Here is a 24,878-nt window from a genome sequence, read left to right on the forward strand (position 1 = left end):
TCTAACATTGTAGAAAGTGTATATGATATACCATAGATCTCAAATAAAGAACTTTGTATAAAAATAAATGGCATAATGTGGCTTTATTTTCCAGATATCTAAGTTTGCTGGACAGGAGGTGGATTTTACACAATCATTGGACCTCGACCGATCTCCTCATCATTCTTTTATACCTATGCAAGAATTTGCTCGATTTTCTCCAGCACATCTTCCGTTAATTGGACGTCGACGGCTTTGATGTTTTCTTCGACTTGTTCCGGACGGCTTGCGCCAATTAACGCTCTTGCGATGTTCGGGTGGCGCAATACCCAGGCAAGCGCCAATTGAGAAAGGGTGATGCCGAGTTCGGCGGGTTGCTTTTATACGTACAATTCCTTTTCTCTTAAATGCACTTTCTCTTTCACGCTAGGATTCATTATATATTTAGGATAATATCCCGATAATACATCAGCCACATTCTGGGCAGTTTTTCGCTTCAGTTCACTTTCCGATTCCTCAGAGTACCAAGCAACATGCGGTGTAATAATCACATTCTCCATTTTGAGAAGAGGATTACCCGGTTGAATAGGCTCATATTCCGTAACATCTAGACCTGCACCTGCAATCTTTCCATTCTGCAAAGCACGAATTAATGCAGCCTCATCAATAAGAGGACCGCAGGCTGTATTTACGATAAATAGTTCCTTTTTCGCAAGATCAAATTGCTCGTCGCTGATCATTCCATGTGTATCTTTCGTCAACGGAGCATGGACGGAAATGTAATCAGATTGTTTAAATAGATCGTTTAATTCTACCAATTGAACATTTAATTGATTGGCTACCTCTTGCGGGATATATGGATCATAAGCAATGATATTTAAGCCAAAAGATTGTGCTTTTTTAGCCAATGCCTGTGGAATTCTTCCTAGTCCTACAAGTCCAAGTGTTCTGCCGAGTAATCGATAAATTGGTTTTCCTAAATTAAAATTCCACACTCCATTTTTTACTTCACTATTTAACTTGACAACTTTGCGCACCAATGAAAGCAACAAAGCAAAAGCATGGTCAGATACTTCATCTACCGAATAATCTGTGACATTGGCAACGATGATGCCCTTTTGGGTAGCCGCATCCACATCGATGGTATTGACTCCTACCCCATATCGTGAGATAACTTTACAGTTTTCTAAGTTTGCAATTACCTTTGCAGAGATAGGAGCGTATTGATTAATAATCGCATCGGCATTTTTGCAGGCAGCGATTACCTCATCTTCAGTGCGGCACTGTATAGCTACGAAGTCTACATTCAATGAGGAAAGCACTTCTTGTTCAGGAGCTAGTGTTTGAAATTCATAATCAGTAACCACTATTTTAAATTTTTTCATTTTTCTCTCCCCCTAAATTTTTTCGTATTGTCAAAAATTTTTTAATAAAAACCTGTAAAACTCTTGGTATGAATGGACATGTGGGTAAAAAACGTTCTCCCCCCTTTAGGAGAGAAATTCTGACTGCATCTTTCCACCGAGGCTTTACATTGAGTGACGAGTATGATAGGCTATAAAGCCTTACGCAACAAGGATTGGCTACGTCTTTGCGTAAAGAATCATGCTCGTGGAGGCTCAATGTCAAGCCTTCAATATTCGAAGAGTTTTCATATTTCTTTTGACACTACCTCCGTTGCCTTCTAATTGGACAAAAAAGGCAGTTAGTAGAGAAAAATGCTTGCAATAATTCAACAACATCATATCAACTATTTGTATTAAGGGATGTCTCTGAGACCAACGCCAAAGAGACGGGACATAGTTTTAAAACAGTTAAAAAATATGCGAATAAAGAAGATAGGAATCTGTTTGTGAGACTTTTTATAACCAGATCGATAAAATTAAGACAAAAAAGAGATAATCGACAGTTTTGCGATAACCTTCTTTTGAAAGTTAAATAAAATTATGTTTTGCTAGACATTCTAAGTAAAATCTAAATCCTTCATCATTTATCATTTAAAACTAAAATAGACAATTTGCTTATGTTTTAAAAATAAAAAAATCAGGACTGCTCTTTCATCGATTTTTGAACAGCCCTGTCTATTTCTGCATGCATTGTTTACTTCATAACTTTTTCAAGCAAACGGGTATTAACATTTCCGCTTACAAATTCTTCGTCCTGTAAAACTTCTTTTAAAAATGGGATTGTTGTTTTAATCCCTTCAACTGTAAATTCATCTAATGCGACAAGCATTCGTTTCATGGCATGTGTTCGATCATAACCATGGACGATGACTTTAGCGATCATGGAATCATAAAACAAAGGCACTGAATAGCCTTGGTAACAATGGGTATCAATCCGCACTCCAGGTCCTTGCGGCATTTCCCATTTTGAAATTAATCCTGGACTTGGTCGAAACCCTTCTTCCGGTGCTTCCGCATTGATTCGGCATTCGACTGCATGACCAGTAAACCGAATATCTGATTGGGTAAAGCGAAGTTTTTCACCATGTGCTATATTTATTTGTTCCTGTACTAAATCAACACCTGTAATGGCTTCAGTCACTGGGTGTTCAACTTGAATTCTTGTGTTCATTTCAAGGAAATAAAACTTTTGTTCATCTTGATCCACAATGAATTCAACCGTCCCTGCATTTTCATAGGAAATGTTTTTTGCTAGCTTCACTGCTGCTTCACGGATCTCTTGGCAAAGTTTCTCAGAAATATTAGGTGCGGGCGCTTCTTCAATTAATTTTTGATGCCGGCGTTGTGTTGAACAATCCCTTTCACCAAGATGAATAACATTTCCGTGTTGATCGCCAAGGATTTGCACTTCAATATGCCGGGCGTTAGGGATATATTTTTCAACGTACATAGTTCCATCACCGAAAGCTGCTTTCGCTTCAGCTGAGGCTGATTCAAAAACCGTTTTAATATTGGCATAATCGGTAATAATTTTCATACCGCGCCCCCCTCCTCCAGCTGCAGCCTTTAACATAATGGGTAAACCTATTTTTTCAATGGTTTGAATTACTTCCTCAAAGGATGCCACTTTTTCGGAACCGGGCAAAACAGGGACGCCGCATTGCTGTGCGATTGATCTAGCGACAAGTTTGTTTCCCATTTTCGAAATGTGCTCCGGTTTTGGACCGATAAATATGAGACCATGATCTTGACAGTTTTGTGCAAGTTCGGCTACTTCCGATAAAAATCCATACCCTGGATGTATTGCATCTGCCCCAACTGATTTCGCTGCTGTAATGATCACGGGAATATTTAAATAACTTTTGGTTGAATTAGCTGGTCCGATGCAAACGGTTTTGTCGGCTAATCGAGCTGGCAGACTGTCTATATCAGCTTCAGAAACAGCAAGAACTGTTTCGATTCCTAAAACTTTGCAAGATCTAATAATTCGAACTGCTATCTCGCCTCGATTGACGATGAAAATTTTTTTAATATTCATTTGACCTGCACCCTCTATCTTTCATTTAATAGAAATTAAGTTTTTCCAATTCATAAAAAGAGCAACGTAAAGAGAAGAAATCGGTATAAAACCGATCCCTCTAATTTCTGAGCTTAAAAGCGATACCCATTTTATATTTTTCCAATATGATAAGAGGTGCTAACGTCTATTTGACTTTAACTGAAAATAACGGTTGGCCGTATTCTACTAGTTGTGCATCCTCAACATGAATGTCGACAATTTCTCCTTTAACTCCCGCATGAATTGCACTGTATACCTTCATGACTTCGATTAATCCAACTGTTGTCTTTTCTTCAACTTGGTCGCCAACTTTTACATATGGAGGAGCACCTGGTTCAGATTGAGCATAAAACAAACCGGCCATTGGCGCTTTAATAACTTCAATTCCTTCTTGTATGGCAGGTATTTCGTTAGAAGTGTTTGAAGGAGCTTCCTCAATCACCACTTGTTCTTCCGTTGCAGCTGCCTCTTGGTACTGAATTTCTTGTGTTTTTGATTCTACAGGAGTTTCAGCAGCGACTTGGACAGTTTGTTTTTCAGTCTCACTTGATTCGATCACACCATTTTTGCCGATTACAATTTTATAATCTTCATTCTCAAGCTTTAAAAAATTAAAAGAAGATGCCTCTAATTTTTCAATAAGAGCCGTGAGGTTTTGTACATCCATTTCACTTAAAATTTCCAATCCTTTTTTGTTCATATTTTCCCCTCCTATGTTTTCTTTGACACAACCGCTGTCTATCCGAAACTTTTTTTATTTTGTTAAAACTAAAGAGCTGTTAAAACCTTGTATTTGTACATGTGTGATATCTTGCTGCTTACTAAGTTTATCTAGCAGTTGTACTAATGGAGTTGACGCTGAAAAATAGGTCTTATGAGGCCCTGCTTTACGCATCTCTTCAATTTCTTTTGTTCCTTTCATAATATAGCGAAGCAAAAACTCTTCATCCGATAAATCAGGACCGCCGAATTGCTCTCTTATTTTATGAAGAGGTACATCTCGATCTGACGGTTTTGACAACTGTTTTGCTCTCGGCAAAGATAAAATCTTATCCCGTAAATTTTGATCCATCCAAGTGTAACCAGAGTCTTCACTAAATATTCCTTGAGCGAATTGAATAATTTCATCAATTACTACTTTGTAGCGCTCGCCTGTAGCAACATTGATCGCAGCTTGACTGACAACAAATTGAGAATACGGAGTAATCATCACCGGATAGCCTAAATCTTCACGAACACGCACCGTTTCTTCCAATACTTCATCTAATCGGTTTTCAAGTTTTAATTCTTTTAATTGGTGTTTTAAGTTTGATATCACACCGCCCGGAATTTGGTAAACATATTGGGAATAATCATAATAGAGCGGTTGTCCGATTGGCAGATTTTCTTCTTTCGCGATTTGCATTAATTTATCTGAAGCCCGCTGGATTCTTTCTAAATCTAAGCTTGTTTGATGGCCTAAATACCCGGCATTTTTTACTGTATTGAAAACGGATGGCTGAGAAGATCCGTCTGCTAACGGCGGAATGGCAGTATGAAGGGTCCGAACACCAAGTTTAACCGCTTCCATATACACCGCTTCGGCTAATCCCGTTGTACAATGGGAATGGAGTTCAACAGGAATGCCGCCCGCGTTTTCCAAAATCACCGGCATCAACGTTTTGATTCTATCTGGTGTTAAAAGACCTCCTTGGTCTTTTAAATAAATAACATCCGGTTTCATTGCAGCTAACTCACGGGTTTTCTCGGCGTAATATTCATCCGTATGCCGTGGTGAAACAGTATAAGAAAGAGCTAGAACAACTTCTAAGTTTAAACTTCTTAAAAACGGAAGATACCATGGATAAAGTTTGTCTACATTCCCGAAAATATTTGCCATAATTTGTACCCTGTTTAATACTCCTGTTTCCACAATCCGCTTATAAAACAGTTTCACAACTTCAACAGGGGCGTTTATAATCTCAAAGGGAAAAATGGCCGGTTCCCCCATAGTACCTTTTGTTACATTTGGCATTTTTTCCGCCAACATACGAACCAATTTCCAAGGATCTTCTTTTAAATCTCTTATCATCTTTTTGAAATTAATCGGCATAACGGGTACTTCAACAACGCGAAAGCCAGCATTTCCAATATCTTCTGCAACCGCTTCCATCATTCCTGTACGCATTCCGGCTGCCCACAAACTTTGGGATCCATCCCGAAACGTTGTATCAACAAATTGCAAATTCATTTTATCCCTCCATAAATTTTTTAAAATTTCTTATAAAAGTAACATTTCTCGCTATATGAAAATGCTATGAATCTTATTAACAAATAGTCAGTATTAATACAGTAGATGAGCAAAATCACTAACATAAATTTACATCGAAACAAAAAAGGAGACATGAACCCGATTCCTTGGTTAGAATAGATGTGCCAACAAACCATTCACACAAGGAGGTTCATGTCTCATGAATAGATTAGCACATCATCAAGGAATCCACAAGTTTTTCACGATGTTGGGGTTGGCACTTTATTTTTCAAAACCTGTCATGAAGCATCTCGTTCATATCGTGGATGCGATGATCACGAAAGGCTTTTCTGGAACGTTGACCGATCTTCATCATTGGAGCTTTCACCCCAATCATCGAACGACACTCAGCCATTTTTTCACGAAAAGCCCTTGGGATGAAGAGACGCTGCTTGGCAAACTCCAGCAATGGATGCTTCATCGTGTCGAACGGATCGCCAAACAGAAAAATCAACCCCTTTTTGTTTCGATCGATGATACGATTTGCCAAAAAATCAAGCCTTCGTCACGGGCAACGCACGCCATTCAAGGGTGTGATTGGCACTATTCTCACACAGAGAAAAAGTCGATCTGGGGACATTCTCTTGTTTGGCTCATGGTTCATACGATGACCCAGGCTTTTCCCTTTGCGTTCCGCCTCTACGACAAGGCGGCTGGGAAAAGCAAGGGGGAACTCGCGATCGAGATGCTTTCTTCTTTGGATGTACGCCGTCCCGTTTATGTGCTGATGGATTCGTGGTATCCATCGCAAGCGCTCGTGGAAGCCTGTCTGAAAAAAGGATTTCACGTCATCGCGATGCTCAAAACGAACCGGATTCTCTATCCGAAAGGCATCGCCATCCAAGCCAAACAGTTTGCCCGCTATATCGAACCGAACGACACCCATCTCGTCACGGTGGGAGAAGAGCGTTATCGCGTGTATCGCTACGAGGGATCGCTGAAAGGTCTCGATGATGCCGTTGTGTTGTTGGCTTGGAAAGCCGATCAGCCGATGACACCCGAACATCTTCACTGCGTCTTGAGCACCGACCGGGAGCTAAGCGATGAAGAGATCTTGCGCTACTATGCCCAACGTTGGTCGATCGAATGCTTTTTTCGACAAGCGAAAGACCAGCTGAAGCTCGATGGGTACCGTGTTCGTCATCGTCGGGCGGTGAAACGGTATTGGATCTTGGTGCAACTCGCTTATGTGTACAGTATGGTCGAGTCCAACCGGGATTTCTCTACTGGGCTTGATCTTCTCCGAACGAAGAAAGGGCATAGTCTCGTCGAGTTCATTTACCATGCAGCGAAGCAAGATATTCCCATTGATGTTGTCAAAAAACAGCTCCATGTGGCATAAGGGGTACCCTGTTTGTCTCTTTTGGTATGGTAATTATTGTTATGAAAATTGCTCATCTACAGTAATATAGAAAAATTTTTTACACATTTATTTCTTGAACTAATTTCGCTTTCATTTCAAACCTTGGTAATGTTCCTTTTGGAACAAGTTGAACATCAGAGGTAAAAATCAGTTTCGAACGAAGAGTACTCTCTATCTCTTTTTTCAATGCCGATTGCTCACTTTCGGTTAACCCGTCTTCAACCTCTACTTGAATGGGTAAAGGAGGATGTACTAACGGCGGTTTTTGTTTTAACAAGATTCGAATTTCTCCCGTTACTTGTGGACGGAAGCTGCTGACCACATCTTTAATGGCAGATGGAAATACATTGACACCTCTTACAATAAGCATGTCATCAGTTCGTCCGATGCATCTGATTCGAAAACTTTTTCTGCCGCATTTACATTCACCTGTTTTAACCCGAATTAAATCTCTCGTGCGGAAGCGAACGAGCGGACAGCATTCGCGATCGATCGCTGTATAAACGAGTTCCCCCTCTACTCCATCAGCTATTGGAATCGTTTTACCCGTTTTCGGGTCAATGATTTCGCAAATGACAAAGTCTGAGCCTATAAAATGCATTCCATCCTGTTCCGGACACTCGCTAAACAAGACAGGAGCCATATCTGCATTTCCCATTGCCTCTAAAACTTTACATCCCCAGTCTTGCTCTATTTTTCTTCTTACTTCCGGCAGACCACCTCCCGGTTCGCCTCCTACAGACATAATTTTTATGCCAAGATCTTTTGGCTCCATATGAAAATGGTCCCGTACATATTCTGCTAAATAGCTTGCATAGGAAGGGGTGCAAAATAGAACATCCGCCTGAAAATCTTGAATGCTTTGAACTACACGTTCAGAAGCGCCGGTACCAATAGGAATAAATGTTGCACCTAATTGTTCAATGCCGTCTTTCATTGAACTTCCAACGAAAAAAGTAAGTCCCATGGCAAAAACGATTCGACTGTCTCTTCCAATCCCGTGGGTCGTCAATACCCTTGCAAGAATTTCTGTCCATATATCCCAATCATGCCTTGTGATCCCAACATATGTTGGCTTGCCTGTTGTTCCTGATGAAGAATGCACCCGAATGACATCTTCTAAAGAAGCGGCCGCGTGCAACCCTAGAGGCGGTTGAATTTTTTGGCTCTCCCTTATCTCATCCTTTGTTGTAAAAGGTACTTTCTCTAAATCCCCGATCGTTTGAATATCATCAGGCGAAATTCCCGCTTGTCTAAATTTTTCTCTATAAAATGGGGAATTTTCATACACATACTTTATTTGTTTCCTCAGTTTTATTTCTTGAAAATCCTTCAATTCCACATAAGGTTCGTTGAATGCGTTTTCAAATTTCAGAATCATTTTTATCCTCCCTAAATTATAAATATTTTGTTTTTATTGAATTTTTCGATTTGATGTTATAATAAAAAACAGTTAAATAAAAGTATACATTCCCGCTATATGACATTTATCAAAAAAATAGTTGTATAAAAATATAGATTCTCGCTATATGATAATTTCAAAAGTTTTGGAGGAAGCGTATGAATGAAACCTATTCGATTCACACAATCAAAAATGCCATGAACATTCTGAAACTATTTACGAAGGAGAATCCTGAATGGAAACTATCAGAGATTTCGAAACAGCTTCATTTAAACATTAGCACGACCAAAAGGTTATTGGTGACCCTTGAAGATTATGGCTACATCTTGCGAGATTCTCAATCAAAACGATATAGGCTAGGCTATATGTTTCTCCATTTATCTGAAATCATTACAACAACAATGGAAATTCGAAAAGAAGCCAGACCCGTTTTAGAAGAACTCGTTCAAAAATTGGATGAAGCCGTTCATCTAGGAGTCCTGGAAGGAACTGATATCGCATACTTAGACAAAATTGAGAGCAAACATCCGATCCGGTTAAATTCACACATCGGGAAAAGAAATCCATCCTATTGTACAGCCTGCGGAAAAATCATGTTAGCTTATCAAAAAGAGGAGAAAAGAGAAAAGTTAGTGAAAAAAATTGAAGAAAACGGGATTGTACGTTATGGACAAAATACCGTTACATCTGCTCACGAACTGATCACTCAATTAAAGGAAATTCAAAAACAAGGTTTTGCTATTTGTATTGATGAATTTTACCAGGGGATTAGCATCGGTGCTCCTGTTTATGATTATACAAATGAAGTCATCGCAGCGATTAGTGTTACAGGAAGAAGTAATCGGATTACCAAAGAGGATATTCCCTATTTTACCCAAGAAGTCATCCGAGCCGCCAAAAAGCTTTCGAAAATGCTCGGATATTTTAATTAATCTTTAGGCGGGAGTTGCTAAATTACATGAAAAAGAAAACTTACTCTTCTTTAGAAAATGCCTTAAGAATTCTCGATTTATTTACCATGGAAAAAAGTGAATACTCCATTAGAGAAATTTCAGATCAACTTGGAATCGCCTACAGCACTGCTCATCGGCTAGTAAAAAATCTTGAAGACGAAGGCTTTATTGTGAAAGATTCCATATTGAACAGCTACCGATTAAGTGTGTCCATTCTTTCCTTAAGTTCTGTTGTGACAGCCCACACAAAACTTATCAGCAATTCTACCTATTTACTTAAGAAATTATCTTCTCAATTCAAAGCAACGGTTCAAATTGGTGTGATGCACCGCGAACACGTTTACTATATTAATAAAACAGACTACGAACATCTTATCATGGGGTATGTGACGTACATAGAAAGAAAGGTACCTTTACACTATACAAGTGCTGGAAAAATTTTATTGTCGCAACTATCTGAAGAGGAAATTATCCATTATTCCGAACAATATCTTTTAACTGCTACCGCTTTTTCAAATATTGAGGACTTTTTAGATGAACTCAAACATGTAAAAACTAATGGATATGCAATTTCAGCGGATGAACATTATCAAGATTTCATCACTGTCGCCGCTCCTTTGAAAAACACAAGCGGTCATATTATTGCTGCTATTGAATTGATATATCCAAATGATGCAAAACTATTGCGAACGATTGAGCAAAGGGCAAAAGAATTCAAGAAAGTTTGCGAGAAAATTCGGCTTAACTCGTAACGTTCAAATGTCTCCAATCCTTTCTAGAATCATTAGTTAGATAGCGGTACTATTCAAAGGATGCTTCTTAACTGGGATAGTTGATGTCCATCTCTTTTATCGGTATGTTTTAAGCGTTTGAAAGGTATGTCCTGTCTCTTTGGTGATGACTTGCAAAGATACCCTTCATTTTATATTTGATGTGATGATGTTGAATCATATGAAACGCTGCAACATCATCAGGAATCAACACAACTGAAAAAGAAGCTGAACAACATCTAGAGACAGGCAAGTCGCAAAAAAAGAAAAGAACAAGACGATTGATTTCTTTGACCAAATAAAAAGAAGGTTACGCTTAAAAAATACTAAAACAAAAACGACTAGCTAAGATCAAGGGCAATCGTCGTTTTGCAGATTTTCTTTGCGGAACTCGATAAGGACATGTTGAATTGGGAATTGTGACATTACGACATCCTGAAAACAGCAAGCATCAGCCGGGTCCAACATTGAAACTGATTCTGGCAAGGACAATGGTAGGAAGCCAGATTTTTTGTAAGAACTCATGTTTTAGGACTGTTAAGACCTTTTCTCCACATCTACTAAAGTAACACAGACATTGGCCGGAGTCTGTGCTACTACTCTTCATATGCTTTCAAGAAAAACTTGATTTCTCCATGGAAGAAAGCTGATAATTCACGATCAATTTTTACAATAGCCATATTTACAATTCGATTTATTTTAAGAATCCAAACTCCTTAATAAAGTAAGCAATTACTTTTAACTCGTTTCTAAAATGGAAAAAAGCATTTTTAAATACTTTTCATTTAACACAATTTTGTTTCGCAAATTCTTCAAATCACTTTTTCACGTATGCACTAAAACACCATAAAATATGGTATTATTTTCTTGGGAGGTGTTTCATTTGAAAATAGATAATATGGTGATTTCTCAATTTCTTATAGGTTTTTCTTTGCTTCTAATATGTCTGACAACGGAACAGAGTAACGATATTCTTCAGAAATGTTCTTTATTTATTGGAATTCTGTCTATTGTTTCTGGTTCAGTTTGGGCGTTTGTAAATGGCAAAAGAAATAAAGATCCAGTCTGATAATTTATATCGGCTGCTTGTTGGCCGATTTGGACACCTCGAATCTCTGTTTCCATTTACATTTTTTGACTAACATCAAATGTGAAAAAATTTAGTTGACGAATAAATCAAATTTACCATAACCATCGTTATCAAAAATGATTAAACGGCCTTAGTCCTGCGGATCAAGACTAGCGACTCCAATCTTAATGCAGTCGATCCCTTTATGGTCTTAGTCATTCGAAGTTTAGGATCGAGACCGCTGATTGTTTCCACGTTCTGCTTGAAAGGAAGCAGTTCATCTTGGATTAGTGTGCTTTTAAAGCTAGATAAAATTTTATGCTGTAAAGGTTCATTTTTGTAAAAGGTTAAAAACTTTTGATCATAACCTATCGTCAAGTGAGAAATAAGATTCGTTTTAAAGTAATCATAAAATTTTTCGAAATCAACAATTTCTCTGCCAGCGGAGAATGGAATATCTTGACTTGCAACAACAAATGGAATAACGCTGGCTCGCTCATAAAATTCATAAACTAAGGACAAGTCTTCAGCCTCTGCATAACCTAATATGTATTCTGTTTTCGGAAAGGAATATTTTTCATCCAAAATGTTTTTGATTGTTACAAACTTTGGAGAAAGCTCTAAAAGGAAGTCATCGTAGTAATCAGGAATCATTGCATAGATTATTCTTTTTTGAGGAAACAATTGATTTATAATATTTTCCAATATCTCTTTCGAACGGTTTTTCTCTATGTCAAATTTATATTGTATCATAAGCAAGCACCTCTATTTTTTGTCTCCCCATTTGGGATTAATATGATGCTTTTTAATTTTAGTTGTCCGCTTATTTCCTTCTTTATAATTTAAAACAAAAATCGTTGTCTTAGTACCAATATTTTTTTCATAATTTTATACCTTTTTACAGCTTTTCATACTTTCGTTACATGCTGTTTTGCAACTATAGTGCTCTTAGCCACTCTCTAATTGCAGCAGCAACTGAACCCTTCAAGTAGAACGTCCTAATTATGAAGAATTTAATATTTCCTCCAGTTTTGATACGGAGGCATTTGCGAACTTTCTTCTAATTTTGTTAAATCTACATCTGGAAAATCGATTCCCGTTTCTAATAAATAAATTAGAGAGGAATTTTTCATATTATGAAAAAGAAAGATAGAAGCAAATATTCTTTGGCAGATCACATCTTTGCTAAAACAGTTGTATCTTTCATGTGCTTAGCCATTATTTCTTTTCCTTTTCTTGTTTTTTATTTTGTAATGCATCTTATTTCATGGACAAACGATGTTCATATTCATGCATCGGGAACCTTATCTTCTATAAAAATTGTTCTCAAATTTTTTGTAACTACTCTCTTTATTACAGTGATCATGGATATGATATTTTCCGCCGTGTTAAACCGTGCAAAAGGAATTCTTGGTTATATTTCCGAAGCTCTTCTCATGCTCGCCTTTTTCTATTTGTATGTGTTCTTTTATTCTCTTCTATCTAATGAAATTGTAATGACAGAAAAAGGTCGTCTTTATGTTTCCCTATTTTTGTTTTTCGGGTATTTATGTATTCACGCAGTATATGTTGGCGCAAAACGGCTTTCTAAATTTATAGTAAAAAATTGAGATAATTACATTTGATACGAGGTGCTGGAAAATGATGAGAGAGGCGTTTTTTCTTTATATACTTTTACAACTATTCACTGGAGATTTGATATTAGGTCAATAAAGTAGACACAAAAATTTATAAATTTTTTTTCGCAGCTACCGCGCTATCGTTTGGTGGCCTTTTAAAAATGGCTATGTTAAAGTTTAATGTTGATTTTATATAAAAAATATAACTTCCAATTATCTGGAAGTTATATATCGTAGTTTAGTCTTATTCACCTAAAGCCCCCTTTAGTTGAAGAGTAAGAGACATCTATTTAAGTAACCTCTGAACTATTTTTGTTTTCCAAATACCAAAACCTATCAAAGCACCTACCATATTAAGTATAAAATCATCAATATCAAAACTTCCTCTTCTTGTAACTAATTGTGTTACTTCAATAACAAATAACAATATAATCATTGAGAACGTAAATCCACCTACCTTGTTTATCTTTTTAATATAGTAAGGTAGGTAAATTCCCATTGGTAAAAACATAATTAAGTTACCAAAGAGGTTTTTTATAGGTATACCTATATTCAAACTTCCGTCAAACATTGCCGTAATATATGTACTAATAGTTTTAAATGGAACGAAATTTGAAGAACTCCTTAAATATTCTATTAACGATAAGTCTGTCCATATATGACCTCTAATTCCCACAAACATAACTCCTACAAACAACAGCATTACCAGTGCTAATAAATAAAATATGAAACTAATACTAAAAATTACCTTTATTACTTTTTTCATTTACAGCTCATCCTGTCTTTCTTCGTATTTTTAATGTTAGCTCTTAAACTATCCCGCCACGTTAATTGAATAAGATATAATGTTAAATCACAAATTTAGTTAATCTGTAGCTCCTTTTTCATGGAACAGTCTATATGCCAGCCGACTATTTTCCTTGAAAACAAACATAATACTAGCTAGATAAAGCCAACCTTCCGTATGCATTGACTAGTCTCTGTCCATCTCTTTCTTCAACAAGCTCTCAATATAATCGTTAAAACGTTCCGTTCCATCTTTCAAGGAATACAAAAAATACTATTTGTGAAAGCTAATCCAATAACTCTCAAAATCTTAATGATACTTCCTACGAAGGATACAAATATATACAGTTCGTCATTCCTCCAAATAAAAAGGCACCCCGAAGGATACTATTGTTTTAAATTCTATTTTAGAAATAAGATCAACACAGCACAGGCTATACCTGAATAAATCCAGATTGCTTGATCTTTGGCACATTGAAAAAACTTTTTCATTTTAAACCAACCTCCCTCTATAAATGTTGATATATCAACGGTTGTAGCCGTTTCAGGGGTGTCAAAAAAATATTTTTCGACAAAGTTTCTAACATTATTTCTTAAATATGTGTATATCTTACATTGACTGGGTACGCTTCGCGGCCACTACTGGTTAAATTTGGTTGTAGTGGGGGAAGCGTATGGGATGCACCGTGGATCTCTGCATCGCTGATGATGACGAACCCTCCCATGTCTCTTGGCATCCTTGTGCCTACATTCCTTCGTTCGGTCTAGTCATCAGGCAGAGGCCGGCTAAGCTCCTTTAGGGACTCAAGGTCGAATGGATGATATCGCGCCAGCTTCTCCGTGTCATCCTTGTTGTCTAGAGAATCGAGACTATAGGCATCAAGCAGCCGTTTCGAGGCCAAAGATGTCCTGCATCATTCGCTTCGCATCGAACGCTTGGTGCTTCGTACATACAGCGTGCAATACCTTCAATAATTTTCCGCATAACACCACAATCGATTGCTTCTTCCGCAACGGATTATCAGGACGTGTCGTGTAATAGTCGTGCAGCTGCCGAAACGCTTCGTTGTGGCGGATCATCGGCATCATCACCCGGAACAGAAGGGCGCGCAACCGCCTTCTTCCACGCTTGGAGATCCGTTTTTGCCCTTTGTGTTGGCCGGAGGAATGTTCCCGCAGCGTCAGGCCCGCTAATTTGATAAGCTGCCGCGGATCCTGATAATGGGAGAAACTCCCGATCTCTGATAACAATTCTACGATGGTCGCATCGCCTAAGCCCGGAACGGTCTTCAACCATTCGTACTCGACCGATGTCTGTACGAGTTCAATCAGCTGTTCTGTCAATGCCTCGATCTCTTTTTCCAACTGGCGATATCGGCGGACAAGCGTGGCGATTTCGATACGGGCCATCTGTTGTCCTTCCGTTACGCCAATGGAGTGTTGGGCCAATTCCATCAACTTCTTCGCTTTCGGCTTTTGTGGCGATTGTAATCCCTCACTTTGCCGGTAAAGGGCCAGCACCTCTTCTAGTTCTTTTCCTGCCAGATCACTCGGAAATGGCGTATATTCCAGCACCGCGAGCGCCATTTTCCCAAATGACAGGAAGACTTGGGAAAACTCCGGAAAATATCGATCAAGCCAGCGAATCATTTGATTTCGAATCGCTCCCTGTTCTTCCACCAATTTGGAGCGAAATGTCGCTCCCACGCGCAGTTCGGCCTCCATCCCTTTCAGAATGCGCGGATAGCTGAATCGGCCGTCTTTCACTAACCGGGCAATGACGAGCGCGTCTTTCGCATCATGCTTGGTTGGAAGATTGTCGTCCAGCTCTTTGGAGCGCTTCACGTGCATCGGGTTTGTCATGACGAGAGGAATGCCCTTCTCGTCAAGAAAGTAAGCGAGATTGAGCCAATAATGTCCCGTTGGCTCGATGCCAACGATCACTTCCGTTTTTTCAAATTCCTCCATCGTTTTCACGATGCACTGGTACAACCATTCCAACCCTTCTCTGGATTGCGGAACGGGAAACGATTTTTTCAGCACCCTCCCTCGCTCATCCACAAAGCAGGCGTAATGCTTCTTTTTCGCGATATCCATGCCAACGACGAGCGTTTGATCGGTGACTTGATTAATCTTCTTGTTTGAGATAGAATTCATGTATAGTCCTCCTTGGTATCCAAATTAGGGGTCAATTCATCCGATTGACACCCCCGAATCATACCAAGAGGGCTTTTTTTATTCAAGTCCCCGAAAAAACTTCTAACAGGAATGCTCCTTTTGGTCTACTCAATTCGACAAAATGTGTCGCTCAAGTTTGACACCATTTCACTACATGTGGATAACTAAAGGTGATTATACCAATAGTTATCCACTTTTTTTATCGAAAATATAATCATTATGTAGTGTTATGTGGATAACTTTTGTATATCCAATAATATGTAATATATGTTATACTATTAGTGCTATGTATATTCGAATTAATAAGCAAAAAAATAAAAATGGTTCTGTTCGTCAATATCTACAAATATGTCGTACATTTCGTGTAGACAATAAAGTTCGGCAACAAACGCTTTGTAATCTAGGGAGGTTAGAACATTTATTAGAGAATGGCTCTGTCGATAACATAATCGAGGGATTAGCCAAATTTTCAGAGCGTTACTTTGACCGAATTCACGGGCAAGGCTCTTCCTCTTCTGTCTCCGTGCTTTGGACAAAAGAGTTTGGGCCGGTTTATCTGTTCCGAAAGGTATGGGAAAAGTTAGGGCTTGGTCGGCTATTACGTAAAATCATGGATGATTCCGAGGCTGCTTCTCAGTATGACGAAGCCATTTTTGCTATGGTGTTAAACCGTCTCATGGATCCCAATAGTAAGCATTATATCTTCAAACAATGGATCGACACGATTTATGCAGAAGGTCTTTCAGACATTCAACTCCATCACTACTATCGTGCATTAGACTTCTTAAGTGAACAAAAAGAAAAAATTGAGGAACAACTTTATGGACATTTAACCGATTTAACCTCATTAGAAGTGGAGATCGAAAACAAGTCGTGATTGGCTTATTAATGACCAAAACAGGGATTCCGATTGGGCATCAAGTCTTCCCTGGAAACATGCATGATACGAAGACATTTGGCATGGTGGTTGGAGATCTGAAGAAGCGCTATCCTATTCAGAAAGTCATTCTAGTGGGAGACCGCGGAATGGTTAGTGAAGCCAACTTAGATCAAATTCGTGAACTGGGCATGGAATATATTGTGGGTGTCAAATTACGAAAGTCGAAGAAAGCCCAAGAGCTATTATCCATCCGTGGGCCATATAAGAAGGTTCTCCCGAATCTAAAAGTGAAGTCAAAGAAAATCGATGGCGAAACGTATGTACTCTGTTACAATCCGGACGCTGAAGAACGTGATCGAGCGAGTCGTCAAGTCGTGTTAGAAAACCTTCAATCGAAGCTTGATGAACTCGGTCCATCTGGACTCGTCAAAAACCGTGCGTATTCCAAGTTTTTAACGATAGAAAAAGCATCGGCCAAAATTGATGAAGAGAAGGTATCCAATGACGAAAAGTTTGACGGAAAGTACGCCATTCGGACCAACTCGTCATTAACGGATGAAGAGGCAGCACTTGCCTATAAAGAATTGTGGAGAGTGGAACAAGCCTTTCGTAACCTGAAGTCGAATCTAGAACTTCGCCCGATGTACCATCGAGTGGAATCTCGTATTCGAGGCCATATCATGGTTTGTTTCCTTGCGCTTGTCATGGAATCCTTTTTGGCCTATAAGCTAAAAGAAATAGGATGCCAAACAAGTGTAAAGGATATTTTGCATGATGTAAGCCAGATGAAGGCCTCGAAAATACGCGTGAATGGTGAAGAGCAAATCGTTCGTACAGAATTACAAGGTCAAGCAAATCTAGCATTTGAAGCACTTGTCACACAAGCGCCTCCTAGAGTATTAGAAAAAAACACGTGCCACTAACAAGTGTAGTGGTACGGTGTTGTGGGTAAAGTCCAAAACACCAGTATTTTCGGGCTTTTCTTTAGTGTACTCTGTCAAACTTGAGTGTCGATTTCCTGCCAAAAAAAGAAAAACACCCGAAAGAGTGTTCATATTGGTATATCTAATCCTGTTTTTCATTTGTTGGACTAATCATTGTGCAAAATAAAAAAAGTGTGGTCGTCCAAATGCAACCACATTTTTTTAATGCCAAAAACAAAATAAACATGTTGTTATTTCAGTATTAATATTGTGTGTTCTTGTTCCCAAGAGTGTACTTTAGTGTTGATTCTGTACTTGCTTTTATTTTTGCTTTTCAAAAGAAAATCCTTATATATTTGTAAATATCAATGCTTTTTATAGTTTTAACTTTCATTCCAAAAATATTGGAAGAACTAAGTAAAATTCTTTTATTATTTTTATCTTTACAAAATTTAAAGTTCTGTTTGCTTAACTGTTCCGCCCTCAAACACACGATATTCCTTGTGTTTATTGTTTTTATCAATATAATAAGTTAGAAAAATAATTTATAATTCCTTCATCTGTCCATAATATGAACAATTGCATCCGCAAATCTCCATTTTTAGACCTTTTTCATCCACCGTATCGAATCCCCATTTCTTGAAAATCCTTCTGTTCCCCAAAAACATAGCCTTCTTTGATTACATAATCATATCTCCATACTTTATGACTTTCCAAAGCACTAGTACCAATAGCATTTGGTTCCTCTAATAAATTCTTTACTTTTTCTTGAGTCATCCCTATCTTTAAGTTATTCTTTATAAAATCGTTATCAATTTGGTTTTCAGCTTTTTTTAAAAGGTTTCTCCTCTTGTCTTTCTTCTTTTTCACTATTTTCTTTTGTTGCTTTCTCATTTTGAACTGCATTTCTGGTTCCTTTTCTTTCTCATTCGTTTCATTAGTTACATTTTCTTTTAAAACTTCTTCCCCTTTTTCTTGATCATCACTTTCCTCAGTTACATTTTCTTTTACATCGCTTTCCGTTTAGAGTCATTTTTGATATTAGGTCAATAAAGTAGACACAAAAATTTATAGATTTTTTTTCGCAGCTACCGCGCTATCGCTTGGTGGCCTTTTAAAAATAATTACGACGTTGTCCTAATTATTTTTAAAAGGTAAATTTTCGGGTCTAACTATTCTATTAATATGTTCATTAAGCTCCCTTTTTATAGTACATACGTTCGTATTCAGATGGCGAAAAATACTCTGTTGCGGAGTGAATACGTTTATTATTGTAAAATATTTCTATATACTCAAATATGCTCTTTTTTGCTTCCTCCCTTGTTTTATAACGAGTCTGATAGATTAGTTCTTTTTTTATAACCCCATGAAATGATTCAATACAAGCGTTGTCATAACAATTTCCTTTGCGGCTCATGCTACATTTCATTCCGTATTCCATTAGCTTAGCTTGATAGTCATTTGAAGCATATTGACTCCCTCGATCAGAATGATGGAGGATAGAACCCTGTGGTTGTTGACGCTGATAGGCTTGCTTTAAAGCACTTAACACTAGCTCCTTTTTCATGGAACAGTCTATATGCCAGCCGACTATTTTCCTTGAATACAAATCCATCATACTAGCTAGATAAAGCCAACCTTCATCCGTTGGAATGTATGTGATATCAGCTACCCATACTTCATTTGGTTTCGTAACAGTAAAATGTTGGTTTAAGACATTTTCGTGGACCGGATGGTTATGTTTTGAGTTAGTAGTTGCCTTATGCTTTTTCACGGTACGAGACTTCATTCCCTCTTCATTCATTATGCGGGAAACCGTCTTCTGTGAAACCTTAATTCCTCCATGATTAAGCTTTTTGGTAACCTTGGGACTCCCATACAGTTGGCGGGATTCGATATACACACGACGCACTTCCTGCGTCAATTCTTCTCGACGCTCTTGTCTAGCACTTTTGGGACGATCACGCCATTTATAATAACCGCTTCGAGAAACTTTCAATACTTCGCACATCTTCTCCAATCGGTAATCGAAGCGATGTTTATGGATAAATGAATATTTTACCGATGGTCTTTCGCGAAGAAGTGCATCGCCTTTTTTAAGATGGAGTTTTCCTCCTCCAGATCCCGAATACGTTTCTTCAGTTCACGAACTTCGTGGTCTTCGGATCGAAACGTTTGGGTTTCTGATATTTCAGGTTCTTGCTTATATTTTTTCATCCAGCCGTGAAGAGTATTTTCGTTAATTTTGAGCTCACGAGCCACTTGTGCAACGGATTTCGCTTCCTCCAAAATATAACGAACAGTTTGACGCTTAAAGTCTTCCTCGTACCGCCTTTGTTTTTTTGTCATGTAGACACCTCATTTTTCAGTCTATTATTACTATAATAATCTGTGTCTACTTTTTAGTCTAACATCATTTTTTTGCTTTTCACCATCATTGTTTTCAATAACCTCTTTTCCCTCTTCTTCCTCAGCTACCTTAAAAGAAGTGGATGATGATTCATCAGCATCAGCCGTTACATCCTTGTTGCTCGTACTGCATCCCCCAAGAATACTAATAAAAAAACGAATAAAATGTTTTTCAATTAAAATGATCCCCTTAAAAAATTTGATTCATCACCACTTTTTGTGATTTTGGCAAAAAAGAAGAAAGCACTTTCGAAAACTTGGCAATAATGTTAGCTACCACATATTCGTCTGTCATGGCAAGGGATGAGAGTCCGAAAGCGCTCACGGATGAAATTCAAAAAAATGGTTCGCTAACCTATGACTTACATCTGTTTTCAGCGAATCAAAAAGTTCCCACAAAGTCTTGACTGACTCTGTTTTAATCTGGTGCTTCCATACACATGCAATATGTGATATTATTACGAATGTATGTTCTTATTGGTGATTATGATGAAAAATTGAAAAAAAGAGGTGTGTTTTATGATTTTAGGAGTTCATGCTTATTTAAGAATGGATGGTAATGGAAAAGAAGCAGTGAAATTTTATGAAAATGCACTAGATGCAGAAGTTCTGGGAGTTCAAACTTACGGTGAATTGCCTGAAAACCCAGAATTCGCTCTTCCTGCTGAAGCAAAAGATCGAGTAATACATGCACAATTAAGAGTCGGAAATACGTTTCTTATGCTATCTGATACATTTCCAGGTCAACCATATCAACTTGGTTCACAAGTTGAAGTAGCGATCACTTTAAATGATGTAGAAAAATCAAAAGAAGTATTTGGAAAACTTCAGGAAGGTGGCGAAGTAATCATGCCACTTCAAGAAACTCACTGGAGTCCATCATATGGACAAGTTAGAGATAAATTCGGCATAACCTGGCAGATTTCAACAATAGTAGAATAATTTTTGTACTTTGGAAGATACATCCCCCTATTCTATTCTTTATTTTCTTACTATAAACGATTAAAGAACAATTGTTGAAATTAACTTATATTTCAAATACTTGGAAGCACCATTTAACTTATGCATAAATGGGTGCTTTTTTATTTTCAATTCTTATTTTACTCAACTAACTGCTTCTTCCTCTTTCAATTGTTTTTTAGACTTTTTACTAAACAAAAGAGTAAAAGAAGAAAAGGTACTTGTTCAAACGGTAAGATTTAAAAAGATTGTGATAAATTTACTTCAACTATCGTGTTCAATAGTTGAACAATACTGACAGAAAAGACCGATTTATTCATCTGGCCCGATCCATTAAGTCCTGGTTGACACCGATGTATTTTTAATGTTATGGCAAGCGATAAATGGTTAAATATCAACTACTCAAAATTCATGACTTGTACACCTCGATTCGCTGAGCAAAGGCAAGCTTATAAAAATGCCCTTGCTTTTAAACGATAGTACTTACTCTCGCTCTTTCCCATCTCATTATTATGATTTTTATATTATCCTAGATACCTAATATTCCCATAACCGTCGCTCGGCTTATTTCCAGAGCGTCGCTCGTTTCCTGCAAATTCCTTATCACTACAAACATCTTCCGTTCAGATCCTTGAGTGAAGCTAACCGCTACTTCTACTATCACAGATCAGGACTTTTACCCTAGCGCACAAAAAAAGGAATCGGACATCCGTCCGACTCTTTTACCATAAAATTTCTACATTTATTTTACTAACCGCTCAACTTGATTAACAACATTTTCAACCGTAAAGCCGTATTCTTCAATGATTTTATTGCCGTTTCCGGATGCACCAAATGTGTCGATTGCCATTACGATGCCGTGGTCGCCGACATATTTTTTCCACCCGAGCGGAGAAGCCATTTCAATTGCGACTCTTGCTTTTATCGTTGTTGGTAACACTTCATTTTTATAAGCCTCATCTTGTTTTTCAAATCGATCCCAAGACGGCATACTGATCACATTAACTTCAATTCCTTTTTCTTTCAATGCTTTTTGTGCGTGAACAGCCAGCTGCACTTCAGAACCAGTCGCAATCAACAATGCATCAGGTACTTCTTTTTCTCCTTTACTTATTACGTAAGCACCGCGTTTTACCCCTTCATAAGCAAGCTCTTTCGTACCTTCCAATGTCGGCAAGTTTTGTCTTGTTAAAATTAATGCGGTTGGCTGATCTTTACTTTCAAGGGCAAGGCGCCATGCCGCTTGGACTTCGTTACCGTCTGCAGGGCGTATAACCAGAAGATTTGGAATGGAACGCAATCCGGCTAATTGTTCAATCGGTTCATGCGTCGGACCGTCTTCACCGACAGCAATGGAATCATGGGTAAACACATACGTAACCGGTACGTTCATAAGAGCTGCCAAACGAATGGCCGGTTTTAAATAGTCACTGAATACTAAGAATGTTCCTCCGTACACTTTCACCCCGCCGTGAAGTGCCATTCCGTTTAATACCGCACCCATACCGAATTCGCGAACACCAAACCAAATGTTCCGTCCGGCATAATTTTCGGCAGAAAAGTCACCTTCTCCGTTTAAGTAAGTTTTGTTTGATTCTGCAAGGTCCGCACTGCCGCCAAATAGGTATGGTACGTTTTTCGCAAGGGCGTTTAACACTTTTCCGGAAGACGCACGTGTTGCAAGAGTATCAAAACCTGGTGTAAATTCCGGCAATTTTTGATCCCAATCGTCCGGAAGCTCTCCGTTTATTGCTGCTTCCAATTCTACGGCAAGTTCCGGGTACTTTTCTTTATAAGTGGCAAACAATTGATTCCAAGTATCCTCAGTAGCTTTGCCCGGCTCAATTATTTTCTTATGAAAATCTGCATAAACTTCTTCCGGCACATGGAAATCCGGATGATTCCAACCGTAAAATTTTTTCGTTAATTGTATTTCCTCTTTACCTAACGGTGCACCATGAACTTTGGACGTACCGGCTTTATTCGGTGAACCGTAACCGATCACGGTTTTTACTTCAATTAATGTCGGTTGTTCCGTATTTTCCCGGGCTTTTTTAATCGCATCATAAATCTCTTTCGTATCATTTCCGTCTTCTACTCGTAAAACTTGCCATCCGTATGCTTCAAAACGTTTTGCCGTTTGATCGGAAAAAGAGCGGTTTAAGTCACCGTCAAGGGAAATATCATTGGAATCATATAAAACAATAAGTTTGCCTAATTTTAAATGACCAGCAAGCGACGCGGCTTCGTGAGAGATCCCTTCCATCAAGTCGCCGTCACTGACAAGGGCATATGTATTATGATCAATAACCGACAAATCTTCTTTATTATACTTACTTGCCAAAAATCTTTCTGCCATCGCCATTCCAACAGCCATCGCAATTCCTTGTCCCAATGGGCCTGTTGTTGCTTCCACGCCGTCTGTATGATGCACTTCGGGGTGACCCGGTGTTTTTGAACCGTATTGACGGAAGTTTTTCAAATCATCCATTGTTACGTTATAACCGGAAAGATGAAGTAAGCTGTACAAAAGTGCCGAACCGTGACCTGCTGATAAAACAAAGCGATCTCTATTGAACCATTTTGAATTTTTCGGGTTATGTTTCATAAATTCCGTCCAAAGAACGTAAGCCAACGGAGCCGCCCCCATCGGTAATCCGGGATGTCCGGAGTTGGCTTTTTCGATCATGTCAATGGACAAAGTACGAATTGTATTAATGGATAATTGTTCTATGGAAACTGTGTTGACCATTGGTGTTCCTCCTTACATTTTATAAATGCCTAAGAGCAATCGGTCAACTTCCGATTGCCCTTTTCTTTCAAATAAAATTAACCCTTTATCGGAACGTTCTTCCAATCCTCTAAAAATTGTTCAATTCCTTTATCTGTTAATGGATGTCCCCATAGTTTGGGGAATAGGTTACCCGGGATTGTTACAATATCAGCACCGACAACTGCTGCTTCTTCGACATGTTCAAGGCTACGAACACTTGCCGTAATAATTTCTGTTTTAAAATTGTAATTGGAAAGTACGACTTTTAAGCTTCTAATTAATTGAAGACCATCTGTACCGATATCATCAAGTCTCCCTACGAATGGGCTTACATAAGTGGCACCGGCTTTAGCAGCCATTAAGCCTTGGGCAACTGTGAAAATTAAAGTAACATTTGTTTTGATTCCTTCTTTTGAAAGAATATTAACCGCTTCCAATCCCGCTTCAGTCATCGGAATTTTTACAACAACATTAGGCGCCCAACCGGCCAATACGCGTGCTTCCTTCACCATTTCTTCGGTAGTCAACTCGATAACTTCAGCACTAACTGGTCCGTCCACAATACTACAAATCTCTTTAATAACTTCCTCAAAATCTCTTCCTTCGCGGGCAATAATTGTCGGATTTGTCGTTACACCGTCGACTAATCCAAGACTTGCTACTCGTTTTATCTCTTCAATATTAGCTGTGTCAAGGAAAAATTTCATGTTACTACCTCCTCGTATACTAAGTTTCAGAAAGTTTTTTTATCGAATTTCCAGTCCGATACGCTCCTTGACAATCGCATATCTTGGGTGGTTGCCTTTGTGGGAGGGGCGCGCCCCTCCCACAAAGGGTTGAGCGTACCGGGGTTGGACTTTTCGCAATGTTCCTGGATAATGGTCTTAGGATCATCGGGGATACTCTTCTCACTCCTGTAGCTTTGACTACTTGTAAAGTCTGTCTCCTCGGCCCCTGTTTGGACGTCTAACCCGCAGGCTGTTCCCGTTGGTTTTCCCCATGCTGGAAGGAGCAGCTTCCAGGGCAGCCCATGGTCCAACGTGAGTTCTCATATGCGAG

Annotated in this window: 20 protein-coding genes and 1 pseudogene; 8 read left to right on the forward strand and 13 right to left on the reverse strand. The window is 38.5% G+C overall.

Annotated features, from left to right (window positions below; translation table 11 throughout):
- Nucleotides 1–173: 173 nt before the first annotated feature.
- The 5 genes and pseudogenes from NSQ41_RS10325 to NSQ41_RS10345 form a co-directional block, all read right to left on the reverse strand.
- Nucleotides 174–350 (reverse strand): annotated as a pseudogene (locus tag NSQ41_RS10325) (aldo/keto reductase); the annotation flags it as partial.
- Nucleotides 351–359: 9 nt separating this feature from the next.
- Complete coding sequence (locus NSQ41_RS10330) at nt 360–1,364, reverse strand: C-terminal binding protein (protein ID WP_311066194.1); 1,005 nt, start codon at nt 1,362–1,364, stop codon at nt 360–362.
- A gap of 715 nt (nt 1,365–2,079) precedes the next feature.
- Nucleotides 2,080–3,423, reverse strand: a complete 1,344-nt coding sequence (gene accC / locus NSQ41_RS10335) for an acetyl-CoA carboxylase biotin carboxylase subunit (RefSeq protein ID WP_339209871.1) — start codon at nt 3,421–3,423, stop codon at nt 2,080–2,082.
- A gap of 166 nt (nt 3,424–3,589) precedes the next feature.
- The gene (locus NSQ41_RS10340; RefSeq protein ID WP_339209872.1) at nt 3,590–4,144 is read right to left on the reverse strand and encodes a biotin/lipoyl-containing protein; all 555 of its coding nucleotides are present in this window, start codon (nt 4,142–4,144) and stop codon (nt 3,590–3,592) included.
- Nucleotides 4,145–4,198: 54 nt separating this feature from the next.
- Nucleotides 4,199–5,674, reverse strand: coding sequence for a hypothetical protein (locus tag NSQ41_RS10345; RefSeq protein WP_066247442.1), 1,476 nt, complete (start codon nt 5,672–5,674; stop codon nt 4,199–4,201).
- Between the two features lie 220 nt (nt 5,675–5,894).
- Between NSQ41_RS10345 and NSQ41_RS10350 the strand changes: the two genes are divergently transcribed.
- Nucleotides 5,895–7,076 (forward strand): IS701 family transposase, encoded by a 1,182-nt coding sequence (locus NSQ41_RS10350; protein ID WP_339197155.1) that lies wholly within the window; start codon nt 5,895–5,897, stop codon nt 7,074–7,076.
- A 79-nt stretch (nt 7,077–7,155) separates the two neighbouring features.
- On the opposite strand, the gene NSQ41_RS10355 is transcribed toward NSQ41_RS10350, so the two are convergent.
- Nucleotides 7,156–8,478 (reverse strand): AMP-binding protein, encoded by a 1,323-nt coding sequence (locus NSQ41_RS10355; protein ID WP_339209873.1) that lies wholly within the window; start codon nt 8,476–8,478, stop codon nt 7,156–7,158.
- A 179-nt stretch (nt 8,479–8,657) separates the two neighbouring features.
- Here NSQ41_RS10355 and NSQ41_RS10360 point away from each other — a divergent pair, with 179 nt between their 5' ends.
- From NSQ41_RS10360 to NSQ41_RS10370, 3 genes are all read left to right on the forward strand, one after another.
- Nucleotides 8,658–9,431, forward strand: a complete 774-nt coding sequence (locus NSQ41_RS10360) for an IclR family transcriptional regulator (RefSeq protein WP_066247440.1) — start codon at nt 8,658–8,660, stop codon at nt 9,429–9,431.
- Nucleotides 9,432–9,457: 26 nt separating this feature from the next.
- Nucleotides 9,458–10,204, forward strand: a complete 747-nt coding sequence (locus NSQ41_RS10365; RefSeq protein ID WP_327855855.1) for an IclR family transcriptional regulator — start codon at nt 9,458–9,460, stop codon at nt 10,202–10,204.
- A 901-nt stretch (nt 10,205–11,105) separates the two neighbouring features.
- Nucleotides 11,106–11,291 carry a hypothetical protein gene (locus tag NSQ41_RS10370; RefSeq protein ID WP_063388204.1) on the forward strand — a complete coding sequence of 62 codons (186 nt, stop codon included), beginning with the start codon at nt 11,106–11,108 and terminating at the stop codon, nt 11,289–11,291.
- A gap of 141 nt (nt 11,292–11,432) precedes the next feature.
- Here the strand turns inward: NSQ41_RS10370 and NSQ41_RS10375 are convergent, their stop codons facing one another.
- On the reverse strand, nt 11,433–12,044 hold the full coding sequence (locus tag NSQ41_RS10375) for a hypothetical protein (RefSeq protein WP_063388205.1): 612 nt from the start codon (nt 12,042–12,044) through the stop codon (nt 11,433–11,435).
- Between the two features lie 383 nt (nt 12,045–12,427).
- Here NSQ41_RS10375 and NSQ41_RS10380 point away from each other — a divergent pair, with 383 nt between their 5' ends.
- Nucleotides 12,428–12,901 (forward strand): hypothetical protein, encoded by a 474-nt coding sequence (locus NSQ41_RS10380; RefSeq protein ID WP_063388206.1) that lies wholly within the window; start codon nt 12,428–12,430, stop codon nt 12,899–12,901.
- Between the two features lie 295 nt (nt 12,902–13,196).
- Here NSQ41_RS10380 and NSQ41_RS10385 read toward each other — a convergent pair whose 3' ends face one another.
- Nucleotides 13,197–13,676, reverse strand: a complete 480-nt coding sequence (locus tag NSQ41_RS10385) for a VanZ family protein (protein ID WP_063388207.1) — start codon at nt 13,674–13,676, stop codon at nt 13,197–13,199.
- An 899-nt stretch (nt 13,677–14,575) separates the two neighbouring features.
- Nucleotides 14,576–15,853 carry an IS110 family transposase gene (locus NSQ41_RS10390; protein WP_339209874.1) on the reverse strand — a complete coding sequence of 426 codons (1,278 nt, stop codon included), beginning with the start codon at nt 15,851–15,853 and terminating at the stop codon, nt 14,576–14,578.
- 307 nt (nt 15,854–16,160) lie between these two features.
- Between NSQ41_RS10390 and NSQ41_RS10395 the strand changes: the two genes are divergently transcribed.
- Entirely contained in the window at nt 16,161–16,751 is a 591-nt protein-coding gene (locus NSQ41_RS10395; RefSeq protein WP_339209875.1) for a hypothetical protein, read from the forward strand.
- A complete protein-coding gene (locus tag NSQ41_RS10400; protein WP_339209877.1) occupies nt 16,748–17,677 on the forward strand; it encodes a transposase in 930 nt (309 codons plus the stop codon). Before NSQ41_RS10395 ends, NSQ41_RS10400 begins: the two co-directional genes overlap by 4 nt.
- Before the next feature lie 612 nt (nt 17,678–18,289).
- Here NSQ41_RS10400 and NSQ41_RS10405 read toward each other — a convergent pair.
- Both NSQ41_RS10405 and NSQ41_RS10410 read right to left on the reverse strand, forming a co-directional pair.
- Nucleotides 18,290–18,571, reverse strand: coding sequence for a hypothetical protein (locus tag NSQ41_RS10405; protein ID WP_133309096.1), 282 nt, complete (start codon nt 18,569–18,571; stop codon nt 18,290–18,292).
- Nucleotides 18,572–18,869: 298 nt separating this feature from the next.
- Nucleotides 18,870–20,026 (reverse strand): IS3 family transposase gene (locus tag NSQ41_RS10410; protein ID WP_339209878.1). Its coding sequence is split into 2 segments (ribosomal slippage): nt 18,870–19,768 and nt 19,768–20,026, totalling 1,158 coding nucleotides; the frame shifts between segments, so codons are not numbered across the junction.
- Nucleotides 20,027–20,605: 579 nt separating this feature from the next.
- Between NSQ41_RS10410 and NSQ41_RS10415 the strand changes: the two genes are divergently transcribed.
- Nucleotides 20,606–21,028 carry a VOC family protein gene (locus NSQ41_RS10415; protein WP_063388747.1) on the forward strand — a complete coding sequence of 141 codons (423 nt, stop codon included), beginning with the start codon at nt 20,606–20,608 and terminating at the stop codon, nt 21,026–21,028.
- A 760-nt stretch (nt 21,029–21,788) separates the two neighbouring features.
- Here the strand turns inward: NSQ41_RS10415 and tkt are convergent.
- Together tkt and fsa are read right to left on the reverse strand one after the other, a co-directional pair.
- Nucleotides 21,789–23,798 carry a transketolase gene (tkt, locus tag NSQ41_RS10420; RefSeq protein ID WP_339209879.1) on the reverse strand — a complete coding sequence of 670 codons (2,010 nt, stop codon included), beginning with the start codon at nt 23,796–23,798 and terminating at the stop codon, nt 21,789–21,791.
- 77 nt (nt 23,799–23,875) lie between these two features.
- Nucleotides 23,876–24,526, reverse strand: coding sequence for a fructose-6-phosphate aldolase (fsa, locus tag NSQ41_RS10425; protein WP_339209880.1), 651 nt, complete (start codon nt 24,524–24,526; stop codon nt 23,876–23,878).
- Nucleotides 24,527–24,878: the final 352 nt, after the last annotated feature.

This window comes from Aeribacillus sp. FSL K6-8210 (assembly GCF_037963925.1).
GTDB classification, from domain to species: domain Bacteria; phylum Bacillota; class Bacilli; order Bacillales; family Aeribacillaceae; genus Aeribacillus; species Aeribacillus composti.

Bases quoted from the DNA above. Each gene is read 5' to 3' on its own strand.
- NSQ41_RS10330 (WP_311066194.1), bottom strand. From the start codon at position 1,364: ATGAAAAAATTTAAAATAGTGGTTACTGATTATGAATTTCAAACACTA.
- accC (WP_339209871.1), bottom strand. From the start codon at position 3,423: ATGAATATTAAAAAAATTTTCATCGTCAATCGAGGCGAGATAGCAGTT.
- NSQ41_RS10340 (WP_339209872.1), bottom strand. From the start codon at position 4,144: ATGAACAAAAAAGGATTGGAAATTTTAAGTGAAATGGATGTACAAAAC.
- NSQ41_RS10345 (WP_066247442.1), bottom strand. From the start codon at position 5,674: ATGAATTTGCAATTTGTTGATACAACGTTTCGGGATGGATCCCAAAGT.
- NSQ41_RS10350 (WP_339197155.1), top strand. From the start codon at position 5,895: ATGAATAGATTAGCACATCATCAAGGAATCCACAAGTTTTTCACGATG.
- NSQ41_RS10355 (WP_339209873.1), bottom strand. From the start codon at position 8,478: ATGATTCTGAAATTTGAAAACGCATTCAACGAACCTTATGTGGAATTG.
- NSQ41_RS10360 (WP_066247440.1), top strand. From the start codon at position 8,658: ATGAATGAAACCTATTCGATTCACACAATCAAAAATGCCATGAACATT.
- NSQ41_RS10365 (WP_327855855.1), top strand. From the start codon at position 9,458: ATGAAAAAGAAAACTTACTCTTCTTTAGAAAATGCCTTAAGAATTCTC.
- NSQ41_RS10375 (WP_063388205.1), bottom strand. From the start codon at position 12,044: ATGATACAATATAAATTTGACATAGAGAAAAACCGTTCGAAAGAGATA.
- NSQ41_RS10380 (WP_063388206.1), top strand. From the start codon at position 12,428: ATGAAAAAGAAAGATAGAAGCAAATATTCTTTGGCAGATCACATCTTT.
- NSQ41_RS10385 (WP_063388207.1), bottom strand. From the start codon at position 13,676: ATGAAAAAAGTAATAAAGGTAATTTTTAGTATTAGTTTCATATTTTAT.
- NSQ41_RS10390 (WP_339209874.1), bottom strand. From the start codon at position 15,853: ATGAATTCTATCTCAAACAAGAAGATTAATCAAGTCACCGATCAAACG.
- NSQ41_RS10395 (WP_339209875.1), top strand. From the start codon at position 16,161: ATGTATATTCGAATTAATAAGCAAAAAAATAAAAATGGTTCTGTTCGT.
- NSQ41_RS10405 (WP_133309096.1), bottom strand. From the start codon at position 18,571: ATGAGAAAGCAACAAAAGAAAATAGTGAAAAAGAAGAAAGACAAGAGG.
- NSQ41_RS10415 (WP_063388747.1), top strand. From the start codon at position 20,606: ATGATTTTAGGAGTTCATGCTTATTTAAGAATGGATGGTAATGGAAAA.
- tkt (WP_339209879.1), bottom strand. From the start codon at position 23,798: ATGGTCAACACAGTTTCCATAGAACAATTATCCATTAATACAATTCGT.
- fsa (WP_339209880.1), bottom strand. From the start codon at position 24,526: ATGAAATTTTTCCTTGACACAGCTAATATTGAAGAGATAAAACGAGTA.